General features: G+C 42.3%; 16 protein-coding genes. 13 read left to right on the top strand and 3 right to left on the bottom strand.

Features of this window, described 5'->3' with window-relative positions; translation table 11 throughout:
* The first annotated feature begins 126 nt into the window (after window positions 1-126).
* Window positions 127-969: an isopenicillin N synthase family dioxygenase gene (locus J8Z28_RS10880; protein ID WP_054551580.1), complete on the top strand. Its 843-nt coding sequence runs from the start codon at window positions 127-129 to the stop codon at window positions 967-969.
* A 172-nt stretch (window positions 970-1141) separates the two neighbouring features.
* Window positions 1142-2590, top strand: coding sequence for a DEAD/DEAH box helicase (locus J8Z28_RS10875; RefSeq protein ID WP_250659410.1), 1449 nt, complete (start codon window positions 1142-1144; stop codon window positions 2588-2590).
* A 52-nt stretch (window positions 2591-2642) separates the two neighbouring features.
* On the opposite strand, the gene J8Z28_RS10870 is transcribed toward J8Z28_RS10875, so the two are convergent.
* Both J8Z28_RS10870 and J8Z28_RS10865 read right to left on the bottom strand, forming a co-directional pair.
* Window positions 2643-3395: a DUF3307 domain-containing protein gene (locus J8Z28_RS10870; protein WP_239964258.1), complete on the bottom strand. Its 753-nt coding sequence runs from the start codon at window positions 3393-3395 to the stop codon at window positions 2643-2645.
* Complete coding sequence (locus J8Z28_RS10865; RefSeq protein ID WP_250659409.1) at window positions 3392-4006, bottom strand: hypothetical protein; 615 nt, start codon at window positions 4004-4006, stop codon at window positions 3392-3394. The genes J8Z28_RS10870 and J8Z28_RS10865 overlap by 4 nt, the downstream gene beginning before the upstream one ends.
* A gap of 155 nt (window positions 4007-4161) precedes the next feature.
* Between J8Z28_RS10865 and J8Z28_RS10860 the strand changes: the two genes are divergently transcribed.
* From J8Z28_RS10860 to J8Z28_RS10810, 11 genes are all read left to right on the top strand, one after another.
* Window positions 4162-4656, top strand: a complete 495-nt coding sequence (locus J8Z28_RS10860) for a LabA-like NYN domain-containing protein (protein ID WP_055021532.1) — start codon at window positions 4162-4164, stop codon at window positions 4654-4656.
* Window positions 4657-5026: 370 nt separating this feature from the next.
* Complete coding sequence (gene nagK, locus J8Z28_RS10855) at window positions 5027-5941, top strand: N-acetylglucosamine kinase (protein WP_054561758.1); 915 nt, start codon at window positions 5027-5029, stop codon at window positions 5939-5941.
* Window positions 5941-7053, top strand: coding sequence for an N-acetylglucosamine-6-phosphate deacetylase (nagA, locus tag J8Z28_RS10850; RefSeq protein ID WP_250659408.1), 1113 nt, complete (start codon window positions 5941-5943; stop codon window positions 7051-7053). The genes nagK and nagA overlap by 1 nt, the downstream gene beginning before the upstream one ends.
* Before the next feature lie 63 nt (window positions 7054-7116).
* Window positions 7117-8247 carry a transmembrane glucosamine N-acetyltransferase NagX gene (nagX, locus tag J8Z28_RS10845; RefSeq protein ID WP_054561756.1) on the top strand — a complete coding sequence of 377 codons (1131 nt, stop codon included), beginning with the start codon at window positions 7117-7119 and terminating at the stop codon, window positions 8245-8247.
* Window positions 8248-8457: 210 nt separating this feature from the next.
* Window positions 8458-9252 carry a glucosamine-6-phosphate deaminase gene (nagB, locus tag J8Z28_RS10840; RefSeq protein WP_054561755.1) on the top strand — a complete coding sequence of 265 codons (795 nt, stop codon included), beginning with the start codon at window positions 8458-8460 and terminating at the stop codon, window positions 9250-9252.
* A gap of 114 nt (window positions 9253-9366) precedes the next feature.
* Window positions 9367-10284, top strand: coding sequence for an NAD(+) diphosphatase (gene nudC, locus J8Z28_RS10835; protein ID WP_055196839.1), 918 nt, complete (start codon window positions 9367-9369; stop codon window positions 10282-10284).
* A 19-nt stretch (window positions 10285-10303) separates the two neighbouring features.
* Window positions 10304-11482 carry a cystathionine beta-lyase gene (locus J8Z28_RS10830; RefSeq protein ID WP_250659407.1) on the top strand — a complete coding sequence of 393 codons (1179 nt, stop codon included), beginning with the start codon at window positions 10304-10306 and terminating at the stop codon, window positions 11480-11482.
* A gap of 115 nt (window positions 11483-11597) precedes the next feature.
* Complete coding sequence (locus J8Z28_RS10825; protein ID WP_054561752.1) at window positions 11598-12416, top strand: ABC transporter permease; 819 nt, start codon at window positions 11598-11600, stop codon at window positions 12414-12416.
* Window positions 12413-13321 (top strand): ABC transporter ATP-binding protein, encoded by a 909-nt coding sequence (locus J8Z28_RS10820; protein ID WP_250659406.1) that lies wholly within the window; start codon window positions 12413-12415, stop codon window positions 13319-13321. The genes J8Z28_RS10825 and J8Z28_RS10820 overlap by 4 nt, the downstream gene beginning before the upstream one ends.
* Before the next feature lie 2 nt (window positions 13322-13323).
* The gene (locus tag J8Z28_RS10815) at window positions 13324-13698 is read left to right on the top strand and encodes a PH domain-containing protein (RefSeq protein ID WP_054561750.1); all 375 of its coding nucleotides are present in this window, start codon (window positions 13324-13326) and stop codon (window positions 13696-13698) included.
* Between the two features lie 220 nt (window positions 13699-13918).
* A complete protein-coding gene (locus tag J8Z28_RS10810; RefSeq protein WP_054561749.1) occupies window positions 13919-14707 on the top strand; it encodes a putative porin in 789 nt (262 codons plus the stop codon).
* Between the two features lie 57 nt (window positions 14708-14764).
* Here the strand turns inward: J8Z28_RS10810 and J8Z28_RS10805 are convergent, their stop codons facing one another.
* The gene (locus tag J8Z28_RS10805) at window positions 14765-16615 is read right to left on the bottom strand and encodes a M2 family metallopeptidase (protein WP_250659405.1); all 1851 of its coding nucleotides are present in this window, start codon (window positions 16613-16615) and stop codon (window positions 14765-14767) included.
* Between the last annotated feature and the right edge of the window lie 87 nt (window positions 16616-16702).

Here is a 16702-nt window from a genome sequence, read left to right as displayed (position 1 = left end):
AGCAAGGTGGGGCGGACATAAGTCCTTATGTTTTTGCCTGTGTTTCTCTATCCTCGCGAAGCGCTATAATGAAGAAATGCTATGCTTAGCACAGACTTCTAGAACCTTATTCACTGGAAAAGACAAATGCAACATTTACCTACCGTTGATTATAAAGCGAGCGATGCGGCCGCTCAATTTGTTGAGTCACTAAGAAACACAGGTTTCGGTGTATTAAAAAATCACCCAATCCCTCAGTCATTAGTTGAGTCTATTTACAAAAATTGGCAAGAATTCTTTAATTCTGAGCAAAAGCACGAGTTTTTATTTTCAAAAGAAACACAAGATGGTTACTTCCCACCATCAGTGTCAGAAGTTGCAAAAGGCTTTACCGTTAAAGATATTAAAGAGTATTACCACGTTTATCCAAAAGGCCGTGTTCCAGCACAGCTAGAAGAAGAAATCCGTGAGTACTACCGTTTAGCGAATGAGTTTGCAGCAACATTATTAAGCTGGGTTCAAGCTGAAGCTCCAGAAGAGGTGCGTGCTAAGTTCTCTATCGACCTTAAAGATATGATTGCTAACTCTGAGCAAACACTCCTGCGTATTCTGCATTACCCTCCAATGACAGGTGATGAAGAGCCAGGTGCAATCCGTGCAGCAGCGCATGGCGATATTAACTTACTAACTGTATTACCTGCGGCAAATGAGCCAGGTTTGCAAGTACAAAAAACAGATGGTGGTTGGTTAGACGTACCATGTGATTTTGGTAACCTGATCATCAATATTGGTGACATGTTACAAGAAGCGTCAGGTGGTTACTTCCCATCAACGATTCACCGCGTGATCAACCCAACGGGCAAAGCGTCAACGAAATCACGTATTTCGTTACCATTATTCTTACACCCGCGTCCTGATGTTGTGCTTTCTGAGCGTTACACAGCAGACAGCTACTTACAAGAGCGTTTACGCGAACTTGGTGTTAAGTAAAGATAGGTTATAAGAATAAAGCGGCATTTGAGCCGCTTTTTTTATGTCTTAAATTTGTCTGCTAAGTTCAGCATTAAGTGTTAGTTTGCAAATAATTCCATGCATTATTGACTATCCTAGGTATAATGCGCGCACTTCGCCGTATCGGCTGAATTTTTTAAAGAGAGATAGTATGAGTTTTGATGGGTTAGGTTTATCACCAGCTTTAGTAAATGCAGTTTTAGAAAAGGGCTATGAAGCACCAACGCCTATTCAATCACAAGCTATCCCTGCGATCATTGAAGGCCGCGATGTTATGGCCGCAGCGCAAACTGGCACAGGTAAAACAGCAGGTTTTACGCTGCCGTTAATTGAGCGTTTGTCAAAAGGCCCTAAAGCGGGTGGCAACAAAGTACGCGCATTAGTATTGGCACCAACCCGTGAGCTGGCTTTACAAGTAAGCGAAAATGTTGAGCAATACGCTAAACATTCAAATGTTAGCTCATTTGTTGTTTATGGCGGCGTTAAAATTAATCCGCAAATGATGCGCCTTCGTAAAGGTGTTGATATTTTAGTTGCCACACCTGGTCGTTTATTAGACCTACACAATCAAAATGCTGTTAAGTTTGATGATTTAGAAGTGCTGATCCTTGATGAAGCCGACCGTATGCTTGATATGGGCTTTATACATGACATCAAACGTATCATTGCTAAATTGCCTGCTAAACGTCAAAACTTGATGTTCTCAGCGACTTTCTCAGATGAAATTCGTGAACTAGCAAAAGGGCTCATTAACGACCCCGTTGAAATTTCAGTCGCGGCAAAAAACACCACAGCTAAAACGGTTGCTCAATCTGTATATGCGGTAGATAAATCACGTAAAACAGCATTACTTAGCCATTTGATCCGTACCAATAATTGGCAACAAGTATTAGTATTTTGCCGTACCAAGCATGGTGCAAACCGTTTAGTTAAGCAGCTTGAACGCGATGATATTGTGGGTGCTGCCATTCACGGTAATAAATCGCAAGGCGCTCGCGTTAAGGCACTCGAAGGCTTTAAATCCGGTGAAGTGCGCGTATTAGTTGCAACCGATATTGTTGCCCGTGGTCTAGATATTGTTGAGCTGCCTCACGTTGTTAACTACGATTTACCAAATATTTATGAAGATTACGTACACCGTATTGGCCGTACAGGCCGAGCGGGTGCATCGGGTCATGCTATATCGTTTGTAACTGCAGATGATGCCGACGATTTGTATGGTATTGAGCGCTTTATTGGTGAGCTTATTCCACGTGCAACAGAAGCAGGCTTTGAGCCAAGCAAACCAGTTGCTGAAAGGCCACTAGATACGCGTCCAATCAAGCCGAAAAAGCCAAAGAAACCGAAAAAGCCAAAAGCACCAGCTCAAGACGGTCAAGGTGCAGCAAAACCCTCACAAAAGCCAAAACCTAAATCGCAAAAGCGACCTTCACAAGGTAAGTGGCAGGGTAAGGGTAAAGAGCAGGGCCAAAACCAAAAAGGCGCTAACAACGGGAATAAATCGAATAACACTAAACCAGCAGGTAATAAACCTGCGGGTAATCGTCAGCGTGTATCGGGACCATCTCGCCCAAGACGTAAACCCGCTGCGGATAGTTAATAACAGTAAAAACAAAAAACGCGCAATTGCGCGTTTTTGTTTTTCTAAGCGATTAAACGAGTTTAATGCAATATAAGGTGGCGACACCAATAAAGAGTGTCACGGTGACACTTAACAAAGTGCCCAGCATGACATATTCAGTGAGTTGTTTTTCGCTACTTTCTTTTAAATCACCAAATCGGAAGATAGACTTGGCCGCTAGCAGAAAGCCCACGCCGCCGTATTCACCTAGCAAGATAAAGCTCAACATTAACACTCGCTCGAGCAAGCCGATAAAATGCCCCGCAGCAGGAATACTGCCTTCATTGTTTATCTGAATATTGATTTTCTCCAGCATCATGCGAATAAACACAGAGCTTGGGTTGAGCACCAATAAATAAGCTGCAATAACAAATAAGGTTTCGAGGGCAATCAGCTTCTGCCACGCTAAGCTATAAAATTCATTCTTATCACTAAGCCAAACGCTCAGTATTACAATCACAACAAGATGCGCCAATTGGTCGAGTAAAAACGGTACTACGCCTTTATTTGAATACGACTTTGCCAAGTCAATGACATAGTGGCTTAGCATAATCGCACCAGCTGCTATCAGTACACGAGAGAACTCTTGCCAGCCGTATGTGTATTCCCACAGTGTGAGTACAGCTAAAGAGGTCACACCGTGTGTTAATACGTGCAAATAGAGCTTACTGGCACGAAAGTGACGGTTGTTTCTGTCGTGTACCCAGCTCATTGGTTGCCAATAAAAGTCTGCAAGTAAGTGGCCCAATACTAACGCGGTGAGTAATAGAGCAAAACTGGTCATAACAATCCTTTGAGTGTGGTTTGGCTGTAATTTATAAAGCGCTCGATAAGTTGATAATGGGCTAGGTTGAGTAACTTAGTGACATTCTCTCGGCTAGTATTAAGCTCTTTGGCAAGCTCTGCATGGCTATTGTTCTCGGCGGTTAAATAATAAAACAGGGCATTAGCCTGCTTTTGACTCATTTTTTCAAGCAGGACTTCGACAAGCGCAATATTTAGCGCAAAGCCTTCTTCAAGGGGGTTATTTTCAATATTTAATACTAAGCGTTGCTGGCCGATGTTATCTAAACCACGGCCAGATAAGGTATAAGCACTGCCTGTGGCTGTTTTTATATCGGCGCGTGGGTTGTCTAGTGAGCCAATAGCCAAGCTTTGTCGCAGCTCGTAATTGGCTGCTTTCATTTGCAAATACAACAAGATGGCTGCATGACATACAAGCTCAGGCTCTGTTAGCTGTATTTGCAATGCATCGCCACGGTAAATGGTAAAGCTTGCATTAAAGCGTTTAGCAACAAAGCGCAAGCTTTGATCAAGCTGATAAAGCATAGCGTCGTATTCTTGTTGTGGAATTTTTTGTGATTTAATTAAATCACCGCTGATCACCGCAATCATTATGATCCCTTAGATTAAGTAACTTAATTTAGTTACATCGCGATAAGTAACCAAATTTGGTTACTTTGTTTTATGTAACCAATTTAGGTTACTTTTTCGTAAATATCAACCTAGATATGCTACAGTGAACACAAATCACTAAGAACAGAAAAATTATGTCAGTAGTTGATAAGCCAAGAGTCGGTATTTTTGTAGATGTACAAAACATTTATTACACCTGTAGAGAAAGCTACAAGAAAAACTTTGACTACAATGCCTTTTGGGCGCAAATGAGCGAGCGCTACCAAATTGATTGTGCCATTGCGTATGCAATATATCGTGGCGATGAAAAGCAATCGCAGTTTCAAAATATTCTGCGCGCAATTGGCTTTGAGGTGAAACTGAAACCTTTTATTCAGCGCAAAGATGGCAGTGCGAAAGGGGATTGGGATGTTGGCATTACCATTGATATGCTAGAGCATGCCAAGCAGCTCGATAAAATGGTATTGCTTTCGGGTGATGGTGATTTTGCCTTATTACTTGGTCACTTAGCGAATAAGTATCTGCTACCGTGTGATGTCTATGGGGCAGAGCACCTTACCGCTGATATTTTAAAGCAAGCTGCTGCTGAATTTCATTGTATTGATGATTCACTGCTACTATCAAAGTAAAAAAATATTCCTATAAAAATAAAATGTTTAACTAAAGTATTATTTCGGCTAAGCTAACATTAGCTACACTTGATGATAAATAAAGGAATAGTCACGCACAACGCACTAAATTATGCAAAGAAGCATAAATAAAGGTGTTATAGGACATTGTTGATGTGGTTTCTAATTTTCTTGTCTGTTAAATAAAGCGTTTTAATTCAATAAATTAAAAATAAATATGAAAGTTATACGAATTTTTATAAAAAATATAATGACAACGCTGTCATTTGTTGTGTAACATTAAATCAACAAAGGTTGAGATGATTTCGCATTCTGATAAGAAAAATAATGCGATTTAGACAAAAACTAAACGAAGGCTAGGGGTCGTTAAATGATGGCGAAGAGTGTGAATGAGGACCAATTGTTTATTGGTATCGATGGTGGCGGAACGAAATGTCGAGCAACTATCTACTCTGTTAAACAAGGTGTATTAGGAACTGGCCTAGGTGGTCCTGCAAATCCATTACATGGTTTGGAACGTACTCTCGAATCAATTATGGTCTCAACACAATTAGCACTTCGTGATGCGGGTTTACCGCTTGAAACCGTTCATCAGCTTTATGCCGGCTTAGGTTTAGCAGGCGTAAACCTACCAAGCTTGTACGACAAGATTATGGAATGGGAGCATCCATTTAAACAAATGTTCCTCACCACTGACTTACATACAGCCTGTATCGGCGCCCATGAAGGGAGTGATGGTGCGGTTATCATCACAGGCACTGGCTCTTGTGGTTTTTCTTGTGTAAATGGTCGCACAACTAACTTTGGCGGTCATGGCTTTGCTCTAGGCGATAAAGGCAGTGGTGCCTGGATGGGTCTTGAAGCAATAAAAGCGACCTTGTTAGACCTTGATGGCCTAGGTGAAGTAACAAATCTGACTAAAGTGATCACCGAGCATTTTGCAGCTGACAATGCGATGGCGATTGTTGAAAAAATGTCTGGTCAGCCTTCGAGTAGTTTTGCCAAATTAGCCCGCTATGTATTTGAAGCCGCCAATAACAATGACAAAGTTGCGGTTTCGATTGTTAAAGAGGGTGCTGATTACGTCAGTAAATTAGCTCAGCGCTTATTAGAGAATAACCCGCCACGCTTATCTATGATTGGTGGCTTAGCTGAGCCATTAAATAAGTGGCTTGCAGAGGATATTGCGAAACGCGTTGAGTCACCTATTCAACCACCGGAAATGGGCGCTGTGTATTTTGCTCAGCAATCTGTGCTTGAACAAAACCAAGAGGTAAGTTTGTAATGACGATTTATTATGCGAGTTCATTGTTTACCGGTGACGAATTTTTATCTGACGTATATTTTAGCGTCGACAATGGTGTGTTTAAGTTTGTTGAAGCAGATGCTAATGCCGTTGCATTAACAGGTTTAGTGGCACCCGGTTTGATTGATGTGCAAGTGAATGGCGGTGGCGGAGCGTTTTTTAACGCTGAACAAACCCCAGATTGCTTAGATAGAATAGCCAAAGCTCATGGTCAGTTTGGTTCAACAGCGATTATGCCCACGCTGATAACCGACAAAGTCGAAGTCATGGCAAAAGCGGCCGATGCCACTGCACAAGCAATTGCTGAAGGTGTTCCTGGCGTAATGGGTGTGCACTTTGAAGGGCCGCACCTTTCATTAGGGAAAAAAGGCACCCACAGCGAGCAATTTATTCGCCCTATTACAGAGCAAGAATTTGCGATTTATGCCCGCCAAGATCTAGGCATTAAAATGGTAACCCTAGCGCCTGAAAATGTCAGTGCTGATGATATCGCGCGCTTGGTTGAGTGTGGTGTAAAAGTATCAATTGGCCACACCAATGCAGACTTTGCGACCACTAATGCAGCACTTGCGGCAGGGGCTGATGGTTTTACCCACTTATTTAATGCTATGTCAGCATTTACATCACGAGAGCCGGGTGTTGTAGGTGCTGCATTTTGGGATGATAACAGCTGGTGCGGCTTAATTGTTGATGGTCACCATGTACACCCATCATCAGCAAAATTAGCAATTCGTAGCAAACAGCGCGGAAAAATTATGTTAGTCACAGATGCTATGCCACCTGTAGGGACTGACGATATGGAGTTTGATTTCTTTGATGGTCGTAAAGTTATTCGTACTGGCGATAGATTAAATTCAACGACCGGTGAATTAGCAGGCAGCGTACTTGATATGGCAAGTGCGGTGCGCAACACAGTGAACACATTGGATGTTAGCCTTGCTGAGAGCTTACGTATGGCATCACTTTATCCTGCACAATATTTAGGTTTACATAAAAAAGGTCGCTTACTGAGCGGGTTTGACGCTGACTTTGTGGTGTTAGACGCACAGCAAAATGTACAAGCCACCTTTATTGCTGGAAAAGCGCTATAACAAGCTTCCCTGGTAAAAACCCCGCCGTTGTATCGCGGGGCTTTTTCTATTTAAGGTAATACAATGACAACAACACAACCAACAAGAAAACGTTTGGCATCGCTGGATGCACTGCGCGGCATGGATATGTTTTGGATATTAGGCGGACAGTCACTATTCGCAGCGCTCTTCGTTTTAACTGGCTGGACTGGCTGGAAAGTTTTTGAAGCACACACCGTGCACAGCGTTTGGCATGGCTTCACATTTTACGATCTGATTTTCCCATTGTTTATATTCTTATCGGGTGTGGCGATGGGGTTAGCCCCGAAACGCATTGACCATTTACCCTTTGATGAGCGCAAAGTGTATTACCGCAAGGCGGGTAAACGTCTTTTACTATTGTGTTTATTAGGTATTTTGTATAACCACGGCTGGGGCACTGGGATGCCAATGGCGTTGGATGAAATTCGCTATGCCAGTGTGCTTGGCCGCATCGCTATTGCATGGTTCTTCTGTGCAATGTTGGTTTGGCATACCAGTTTACGAACACAAATTATTACCGCAGCAGCTATTTTAGTGGGTTATTGGCTACTACTTTGTTTTGTTCCAGTGCCGGGTGGCAGTGCTGGCGACCTTTCAGCAGCAGGAAGTTGGAATGCATGGTTTGATGCACACTTACTACCGGGGATTAGTTATCAAAACCGTGTGGTAGACCCAGAAGGTGTATTGTCGAATATCCCAGCGATAGTTAATGCATTAATGGGTGTGTTTGCAGGTCAACTAGTGGCTCGTGCTCAGCAAATTGGCGAGTGGAAAATGACCGCCTTATTGTTCGCCGCAGGTGTGGTAAGTGTGTGTTTAGGTTGGTTATGGGATTTACAGTTCCCAGTAAATAAAGAGCTTTGGACTAGCTCATTTGTGCTTGTAACCGTTGGCTGGAGTGCCATATTGCTCGCCGTTTTTTATGCACTGGTGGATATTCTGCCAGGGCAACGCGCCGCGTATCCTTTTGTGATCATAGGTGCAAACTCTATTATTATTTACTTAGCGTCAAGTCTTGTGAATTGGGGCTATGTCAGCCAAAGCGTATTTGGTGGGGTGGTTCGAGCTGTGCCAGAGGCATGGCAACCCCTGATGGCGGTAATTGCATTATTAGCAGTACAAATGCTGGTATTGCATTGGATGTATCGCCGTAAGATCTTTGTTAGTGTTTAATAATTATTAGACACTAACAAAAAGAGTAATTTTTTATTCACTTTTACTTTACAAAGATAAAACTAGAAGTGATAATGACAGCGTTGTCATAATGGTTATAGCTACTGCATCGTATCCTGGCAGTGGTTTGATCTAAAACCCAGCTCGATTGCACGTGGGGTTGGGTTTTAGGTCCCATTTTTTTCCAACTTATAATTAGAGCTAATCGATATGCAAATAGTGATTCTTGATGATGCAGCCCAAGTTGCAGCGTATGGTGCCAACATCTTTGCGAAACAATTACTAAAAAAACCAGCCTCAGTACTTGGTCTTGCCACAGGGTCAACACCTGTTGCTTTGTATCAACAACTGATCGAAAAAAATAAAGCTGGCGATATTTCGTTTAGCCAAGCGACAACATTTAACTTAGATGAATACTTAGGTTTAACTGGCGAGCATCCACAAAGTTATCGTTACTTTATGAATGAACAGCTATTTAACCATGTTGATATCGATAAACAAAACACCCATGTACCGCCGGGTGATGCAGTAAACCCGCTTGTTGCTTGTAATGAATATGAGCAAAAAATCACAGCGGCTGGTGGTGTTGACGTACAACTACTTGGTATTGGCCGTAATGGTCATATTGGCTTTAACGAACCTTCATCTGGTTTGACATCACGCACCCGTGTTAAAACACTGACCAAAGCGACAATTGAAGACAATGCGCGATTTTTTGCTGAGGGTGAGTATCAACCGCATTTATCAATCACTATGGGTATTGGCACTATTTTAGAAGCCAAAAAAGTAGTGCTTTTAGCAACCGGTGCAAGTAAAGCTGATGCCGTTCATGCCATGGTAGAAGGCCCGTTAATGGCTAAATGCCCAGCTTCAGCTCTGCAACTTCATAAAGATGCGGTGATCATCATTGATAAAGCTGCAGCGAGTCAATTAGAAGATTTAGAGTTCTATCAGCATATTGAAGCTGAGAACCAAAAACTACAAGCGCACCTAGCGACCTTGTAAAATTGTGAGAGAGAATAAAAAAGCCCAGTTTGGGCTTTTTTTATGCCTGTAATAAATTGGGTTTATCATCCGCTTATGGTAGTTTTAGCGAGTAAACTATTTTCAAGGAATGCCATGCTGAATTACTCTCAAATGCCATTGGATCGTGCATCAAATCGTCGTAAAGATCCAAAGTGGTTAAAGGCTCAAATGAATTCTCAGAGTCGCTGGTTATTGGTCAATAACAATCAAAGTTTATTTGTTAAAGACAGTCCTGAAGTGTGTTATTTACGCTTATCTCAAGTGGATCATCTCGACTTATCAAAAAGCATTTTATTGGGTTTAGACGACGATGATGTGGCTCATTTTGCTTTAGACGTCAGCCATGTTCCAGACTCACTTATTGAGCCTATGCTTAATGGCGCTGAATTTGTAGATATTCGCAAGTTAGGCCCACAAGTTGAGTTAAAACAAGGTTCGATTGCCGCACTGGCAAGGGGCTTGTGTTTTTGGCACGCAACGCACCGGTTTTGTGGCCGTTGTGGTCATGAAAATAATATGGTTGAAGCTGGGCATTCACGATTATGTGAGAACCAAACTTGCCAGCATCAAACCTTTCCGCGAACCGATCCTGCGGTGATTATGATAGTTACTAAAACCTTTTCAGATGGGGTTGAGCGCTGCTTGTTAGGCCGTCAAGCAAGCTGGCCTGAAGGTGTTTTTTCAACTCTTGCTGGTTTTGTAGACCCAGGTGAAACACTAGAGCAGGCCGTTGCCCGCGAAGTTATGGAAGAAGCCGGTGTTGCGGTGACAGATATTCAATATATCGCTTCACAGCCTTGGCCATTTCCATCATCAATTATGTTTGGCTTTATGGCCACAGCGGTTTCAGAAGATATTCAGGTAGATAAAGACGAGTTAGACGATGCAAGATGGTTTAGCCGTGCTGAACTTAATGAATTCGGCCAATGGCATGAGCAGGGCAGTCATCTTAAACTAACCCGACAAGATTCTATTTCTCGATTTTTGGTTGAGCACTGGCGCAACCTGTAAAGCACAGCTTGGACAAATTATGACAAAGACAAATAAAAATACCCAAATCGTCTCTGCAGGGCGTAAAAAAGCGTACACACAAGGGGTTGTGAACCCTGTGGTGCAACGTGCATCAACGGTAGTATTCGATTCAGTGGCTGATTTAAAAGCAGCGGCGAAGAAGCGAGGCGACAAAACGTTATTTTATGGCCGTCGCGGTACGACGACACACTTTGCTTTGCAAGAAGCCATTGCTGAACTTGAAGGTGGCGAAGGCTGTGCGCTATATCCATCAGGTGCGGCTGCAATAAGCAATGCGCTACTCTCGTTTGTGAAAGCGGGCGATCATATTTTAATGGTGGATACCGCTTACGAGCCGACCCGTGATTTTTGCGACAAAATACTGGCTGGATTAGGAATTGAAACAACTTATTACCCGCCGGGAATTGGTGCAGGGATTAGTGAGCTTATTAAAGATAAAACTCGCGTATTGTTTTTAGAATCACCTGGCTCAATCACCATGGAAGTGCAAGATGTGCCAGCCATGGTTGCAAAGGCAAATGAGCGCGGTGTAATGACCATGCTAGATAACACCTGGGGGAATGGTCTGCATTTTAGACCGCTTGAGCATGGCGTAGATATTAGTATTCAAGCAGCGACAAAATATATCGTTGGTCACTCAGATGTGATGATGGGGGTGGCGGTTGCCAATAAAAAGTATTGGCCAACCCTTCGCGAAAATTCATACCTACTTGGGCAATGTACCTCTGCTGATGATGCTTATTTAGCGCTACGTGGTCTGCGTACTATGGCTGTGCGTTTAAAACAGCATGAACAAGCCGCCATCGAAGTAGCTAAATGGCTTGAAACACACCCATTGGTTGATCATATTCGCCATCCTGCTTTTGCAACGTGCCCGGGTCATGAGTTCTTTAAGCGAGACTTTGATGGCAGTAACGGCTTATTTTCATTTGTAATGAAGCAGGGAAATCAACAAGCGATTGATGCGTTTTTAGATAGCTTGCACCATTTTAAAATGGGCTTTTCTTGGGGTGGTTATGAGAGTTTAGTCACAGCAAACCTGAGCATGAAAGGGCTTCGCTCTGAAACAGGTTGGTCGCAAGGTCCGGTAATAAGGCTACACATTGGTCTTGAAGATGTGGCTGATTTACTAGCCGACCTTGACCAAGCGCTTGCAGTGTACGAAAGCCACCTCTAGGTTAAAAGTTTATACTTTGTTACATAAGACCCGCTTGTCGGGTCTTTTTTTTCTGGTAATTCAAGCTGTTTCAACTTAGTGTAATTCTAATAATAAAATTCATTAAGGATTATGAGTGACGCAGTTACATCCTAAACGTCTTGCACAAATTGCCCAATTTGAGCTAGTACGACTATTTCTAACCAAACGTGGTTTGTTGGCGGTTGCCGCTTTTGCCATTTGTTGGCTACTTATTTTACGCTATCCCATTGCCCAGTCTGTGACCTTGATTAGCTCACCTGATTTTGCCGACTTTGCAAGACAAGCATTTGGCGCCATTGGCATCAGTAAATTACTTGATTGGCCTGAATCTGAACTTGCTGTTTATTGGCTGATTGCTTTATTTAGTTTCCCAAGCTTCTGTTTGTTTTTATGTAGTGACCAAACAGTGGGCGATAGACAGCGAGGTACGTTACGCTTTTTATCACTTAGAGCGACTCGTTCAGAAATTATTATTGGCCGCTTTTTAGGGCAGCTACTCATTTTAGCTGCATTGTTGTTTGTTACCTTGTTGGCAACGGTTGCAATGCTTGGCTATCGTGAGCCAAGTTTGCTGCTTTCAGGCTTATCGCGAAGCTTTATGTTGTTATTTTATTTGCTTGTTGCGGTTATGCCATTTATTGCGTTGATGAGCTTTTTGAATACATTTGCCCGTTCATCGCGCCTTGCATTTGTATTGGCTATTTTGTTCTTTGCTGGCGGTAATATTGTGATTGGCTTACTAACATGGCAATGGCCTGCATTTGAGGTTTTAAATTACATATTTCCGGGCTATCAACTTGATTTAATGGCAGGTCAGCGTGCTGGTGTCACATTGGCACTTGGTTTACCAGTTTTACAAACGGCTGTGCTACTGGTTGCTGGTGAACGAATTTTTGCGAGGAGCTCATTATGACCGTTTTAATTCAAGCACAAGGCTTGTCAAAAAACTACGGGGCTAAACGAGCGCTCGATAACGTCAGCTTTGAGATAAACAAAGGGGCACCGGTAGCGCTAGTTGGTCCTAATGGTGCGGGTAAAACAACGTTATTCAGTTTGTTATGTGGCTATATTTTACCAAGCTCAGGAAAGCTATCGGTAATGGGGCATACCCCAGGTAATGCGGCGTTATTCGGTAAGCTAACCGCGTTACCGCAAGATGCCCAGCTTGATCCTCGTTTTAGTATTGCGCTTCAACTTAACTTTTATGGTCAATTACAAGGGCTCAGTGGTGCGGTTCGTAAAAAAGAAACGGCTCGTGTTTTAGAGCTCGTTGGTTTGTCAGAAGTGGCTAAGCAGCGACCGGATGACCTTTCTCATGGTATGCGTAAGCGAGTGACGATTGCACAGGCATTAATTGGTTCACCTGAAATAGTGATGCTTGATGAAGCAACTGCAGGCCTTGATCCAATTCATGCTCGTGAGGTAAGGGAGCTGGTAAGTTCTTTAAGTAACGAAGCAACATTTATTTTAAGCTCCCATGACTTAACTGAGCTTGAGCGTTTATGCTCTCAGGTTTTACACCTCGATAAAGGGGTGTTAAGTGAGCATCAAGCCCGTTCTAGCACGCAGGATAATAAACACTTTATTACGCTGCAGTTAAATCAACAATATGATGATGTAGAAGCAAAGCTTGCTGGCCTTGCCCATGTACATCATGTTTATATGAGCCAAGCAAAAGAATATGTGATCGAGTTTGAAAAAACCGCTGAGCCTTTTGATATCAATCTTCTACACTTTTGTTATCAACAAGGTTGGCAGTATCGTCAACTGGTGAATGGTCACACACTCGAAAACCAAATTTTTCATAAGGAGAGCTAGTTATGGGTCTATTAAGTGGATTAATGGGTAACGCAAGTGAAGTCGATAACGATGATTTAGAAGAGCTGCTTGCTAATACCCTGATTGATGGTGAAACAGTACAAAAAGCCTATAAAGTCATTCGTGATATGTTCATCTTTACCAATAAAAGATTAATTATTATTGATAAACAAGGCGTTACTGGTTCTAAAGTTGAAATGCTGAGTATTGCTTACTCAAAAATTACTAAGTTTAGTAAAGAGAGTGCTGGGCATTTTGACCTTGATGCTGAACTAAAAATTTGGGTTGGTTCAGATCCAACGCCAATCAGTAAAGACTTTAAAGCAGGAGATAACATTAATGAGGTTTATAGAATTATAAGCGAGTTTGCTTTATAAGGTACTGACAAGCTTTATTTTTTCACTAAAAGTTGGTTTAGAGACGCAAGTTTCGGCCAACTTTTTCTTTACATTTGCCGACACTTTATTACAATTAATCAAGTAAAAACAAATGCTTAGTTAAGTTTCCATTCAGTTTTCTCACGTTAGCATGTGCCCAACTTAGCCATCAGGCTAGTTTTCAACAGCAATGAAACAATGTTAATAGGGAAATCTGTTTATGAAAAAGTTAGCAGTTATTATTTCGAGTATGCTTCTGTCAACTGCCGCGACTGCTGCGGATAGTTACCAATCAATCAGCCATTTAGGATACATGGACACCGATGGCAACGACACAGTAAGTGTTGATTCAACGTATTACTTCGCGCCAAAGAAAACAATGGGTCCATACGACCAGTTTGAATACATCAACAGAACAACCAACGTGTTTGGTTCGTACGCAGATGATGACTTTGGTGATGTAACTAACATCGGTGGTGAATACTTCGTACAAGATTTTGTATTTGGTGCGGGTTACAGCAACTACGATTACGGTTCAGATACTGATTTATTCAATGTGTCTGCAGGTTACTTCTTTAATCCTAACCTTCTTCTTAAAGCGACATTTATCGACGTAGAAGACGGTGATAACACTGTAATGTTCGACCTTAAATACAATCACCAGCTCAACAGCACTGATTACTTAGGTTTCACATTCACAGCAGACGATGAGTTTGATTACCGTGCAGTAAATGCAAAATACTTCATGGATCTTCAACAAGGTAACTACCTAACAATTGAAGGTACAATCTCAGATACAGACGATAGCGGTAGCTCTTGGGAACTAGGTTCTAACTACTACTTCTCTAAAGCAACGTCAGCATTTGTAACGTTTAATAAAGAAGATGACTACAGCTTTGGTGCACAGCACTTCTTTAACAAAAACATTGGTTTAAAAGCAGGTTATGCAAACAACTGGGATGACTCAGACTACGATGCATACTTTGCAAACGTAAGCTTACAGTTTTAATCATTAATTTGATGATATAAAAAAGCCCGCATTATGCGGGCTTTTTCGTTTTTATCATTACCAACCGCACTGGCGGCCTTCATTTTGCTCATCAAGGTATTTTTGTAACGGTGCAAAGTAATCTAAGATTGCTGTTGCATCCATTTCTTCTTTACCAGTGATAGTAGCAAGAGCTTCTTGCCATGGGCGGCTTGAGCCCATTTCTAACATAGCATTTAGTTTTTCACCTGCCTCAGCTGAGTTGTATACAGAACAACGGTGAATCGCTTCTTCGTTACCGGCAATTTCACATAAACTTCTGTGGAAGTCGAATTGTAAAATGTGCGCTAGGAAATAACGTGTGTAAGGCGTGTTGCCTGGTACATGATACTTAGCACCTGGATCGAAGTCTGCTTCGCTACGTGCGATAGGCGCTTGTACACCTTGGTATTTTTCACGTAATTCCCACCACGCTTTGTTGTAGTTCTCAGGTGTTACTTCACCTGAGAAAACTTTCCAGCGCCATTGGTCTACTAATAAACCAAATGGAATAAATGCTACTTTGTCTAATGCCATTTTCATTAATAGGCCAATATCTTTAGATTCATCAGGTACTTCGTCTAATAAACCAATTTCTTTTAAATAACCTGGCGTTACAGAAAGAGCAATGGTGTCACCAATCGCTTCGTGGAAACCATCGTTCGCACTTTCTTGATAATAAATAGGCTGCGTGTTGTACGCGCGTTGATAGAAGTTATGGCCTAACTCATGGTGAATAACAGAGAATTCTTCACCTGTGCGTTGAATACACATCTTAATACGTAGGTCGTCTTTGCTATCAATATTCCAAGCTGACGCATGGCACTGTACGTCACGATCTTGAGGTTTAGTGAATAGTGAGCGCTCATAGAAGGTATCTGGCAATGGCGCAAAACCCATTGAGGTGAAGAACTTCTCAGCGCCACGTACCATTTTAAGTTCGTCGTAATCGTGCTCAGCTAATAGTTCTGTTACGTCATAACCAGGATCGGCATTTTCTGGTGCAACAACATCGTAAATGTTACCCCACGTTTGTGCCCACATATTTCCTAGTAGGTGTGCGGGGATAGGCTGGTCTTGTGGTACTTTATCTTCGCCATATTTTTCACCTAGCTTGGCACGAACATGACAATGTAATGAATCATAAAGCGGTTTAACTTGGCCCCAAATACGGTCGAGTTCTTTTGCAAAATCATCGGCTGGCATGTCGTATTTACTACGCCACATAGCACCTGTATCTGCATAACCTAGCTCTTTTGCACCTTCATTGGTGAGGGCAACTTGTTGCTCATAAAGCGGGCGCATAGGTTTTGAAACTTGACGCCAACCTTGCCATAAATCAAGCAATTCATTGTAATCACGGCTCGATGCCATTTTTGCGGTCATGTCGCCAAGGCTTAAACAGCTACCATCTTCTTTACAGTATTTACCTTTACCATAAATACCCCCTAGCTCAGCCACTAATTGTGAGAGCTTAGCTGTTTTTTCAGCATCTTGTGGTGCAGGTAAGGTAAGCGCTAGTTTAAGTTTATCGAGTTTACGACGCGCATCGTAATCTAGCTCTAAACTATCGAATTTTGCAGCTTCATTAGCAAGGCGAACAACGGCTTCGGTCATCTTGCGATTTACTTCAGCAGATAGTTCCGCAGTATCATGGGTAATGAAGTTGGCATAAATCCATTCAGCACGGCTTGCTTCTAAATAAAGCGCGCTTAATTCTTTTTCAGTAGCGGCGATAAATTTATCGGCATCTTGTGCGGTAACTTGGCTTGTTTTGACTTCAGCAGTCGTTGTTTTATTGCTCGCAGTGTCATCATTACAACCAGTAAGTGCTAGTGCACTTGCGACCATAAGCGCGCTGATGCTGAGCTTAAATGGAGTCTTTTTCATAACGTTCCCTAGAAGTTTATTGTTATTTATTGCCCATGCATAATAGCAGTGTCTTAGTAAACAACAAACTGCCTAGGGGCTGTTGAT

Source organism: Pseudoalteromonas sp. SCSIO 43088 (assembly GCF_023650795.1).
In the GTDB taxonomy this organism is placed as follows: Bacteria; Pseudomonadota; Gammaproteobacteria; order Enterobacterales; family Alteromonadaceae; genus Pseudoalteromonas; species Pseudoalteromonas shioyasakiensis.
This window is presented reverse-complemented; position numbering and strand designations above follow the sequence as displayed.

Excerpts from the sequence above, each read along its gene's own strand:
- J8Z28_RS10880 (WP_054551580.1), top strand. The coding sequence starts at position 127 with ATGCAACATTTACCTACCGTTGATTATAAAGCGAGCGATGCGGCCGCT.
- J8Z28_RS10875 (WP_250659410.1), top strand. The coding sequence starts at position 1,142 with ATGAGTTTTGATGGGTTAGGTTTATCACCAGCTTTAGTAAATGCAGTT.
- J8Z28_RS10870 (WP_239964258.1), bottom strand. The coding sequence starts at position 3,395 with ATGACCAGTTTTGCTCTATTACTCACCGCGTTAGTATTGGGCCACTTA.
- J8Z28_RS10865 (WP_250659409.1), bottom strand. The coding sequence starts at position 4,006 with ATGATTGCGGTGATCAGCGGTGATTTAATTAAATCACAAAAAATTCCA.
- J8Z28_RS10860 (WP_055021532.1), top strand. The coding sequence starts at position 4,162 with ATGTCAGTAGTTGATAAGCCAAGAGTCGGTATTTTTGTAGATGTACAA.
- nagK (WP_054561758.1), top strand. The coding sequence starts at position 5,027 with ATGATGGCGAAGAGTGTGAATGAGGACCAATTGTTTATTGGTATCGAT.
- nagA (WP_250659408.1), top strand. The coding sequence starts at position 5,941 with ATGACGATTTATTATGCGAGTTCATTGTTTACCGGTGACGAATTTTTA.
- nagX (WP_054561756.1), top strand. The coding sequence starts at position 7,117 with ATGACAACAACACAACCAACAAGAAAACGTTTGGCATCGCTGGATGCA.
- nagB (WP_054561755.1), top strand. The coding sequence starts at position 8,458 with ATGCAAATAGTGATTCTTGATGATGCAGCCCAAGTTGCAGCGTATGGT.
- nudC (WP_055196839.1), top strand. The coding sequence starts at position 9,367 with ATGCTGAATTACTCTCAAATGCCATTGGATCGTGCATCAAATCGTCGT.
- J8Z28_RS10830 (WP_250659407.1), top strand. The coding sequence starts at position 10,304 with ATGACAAAGACAAATAAAAATACCCAAATCGTCTCTGCAGGGCGTAAA.
- J8Z28_RS10820 (WP_250659406.1), top strand. The coding sequence starts at position 12,413 with ATGACCGTTTTAATTCAAGCACAAGGCTTGTCAAAAAACTACGGGGCT.
- J8Z28_RS10815 (WP_054561750.1), top strand. The coding sequence starts at position 13,324 with ATGGGTCTATTAAGTGGATTAATGGGTAACGCAAGTGAAGTCGATAAC.
- J8Z28_RS10810 (WP_054561749.1), top strand. The coding sequence starts at position 13,919 with ATGAAAAAGTTAGCAGTTATTATTTCGAGTATGCTTCTGTCAACTGCC.
- J8Z28_RS10805 (WP_250659405.1), bottom strand. The coding sequence starts at position 16,615 with ATGAAAAAGACTCCATTTAAGCTCAGCATCAGCGCGCTTATGGTCGCA.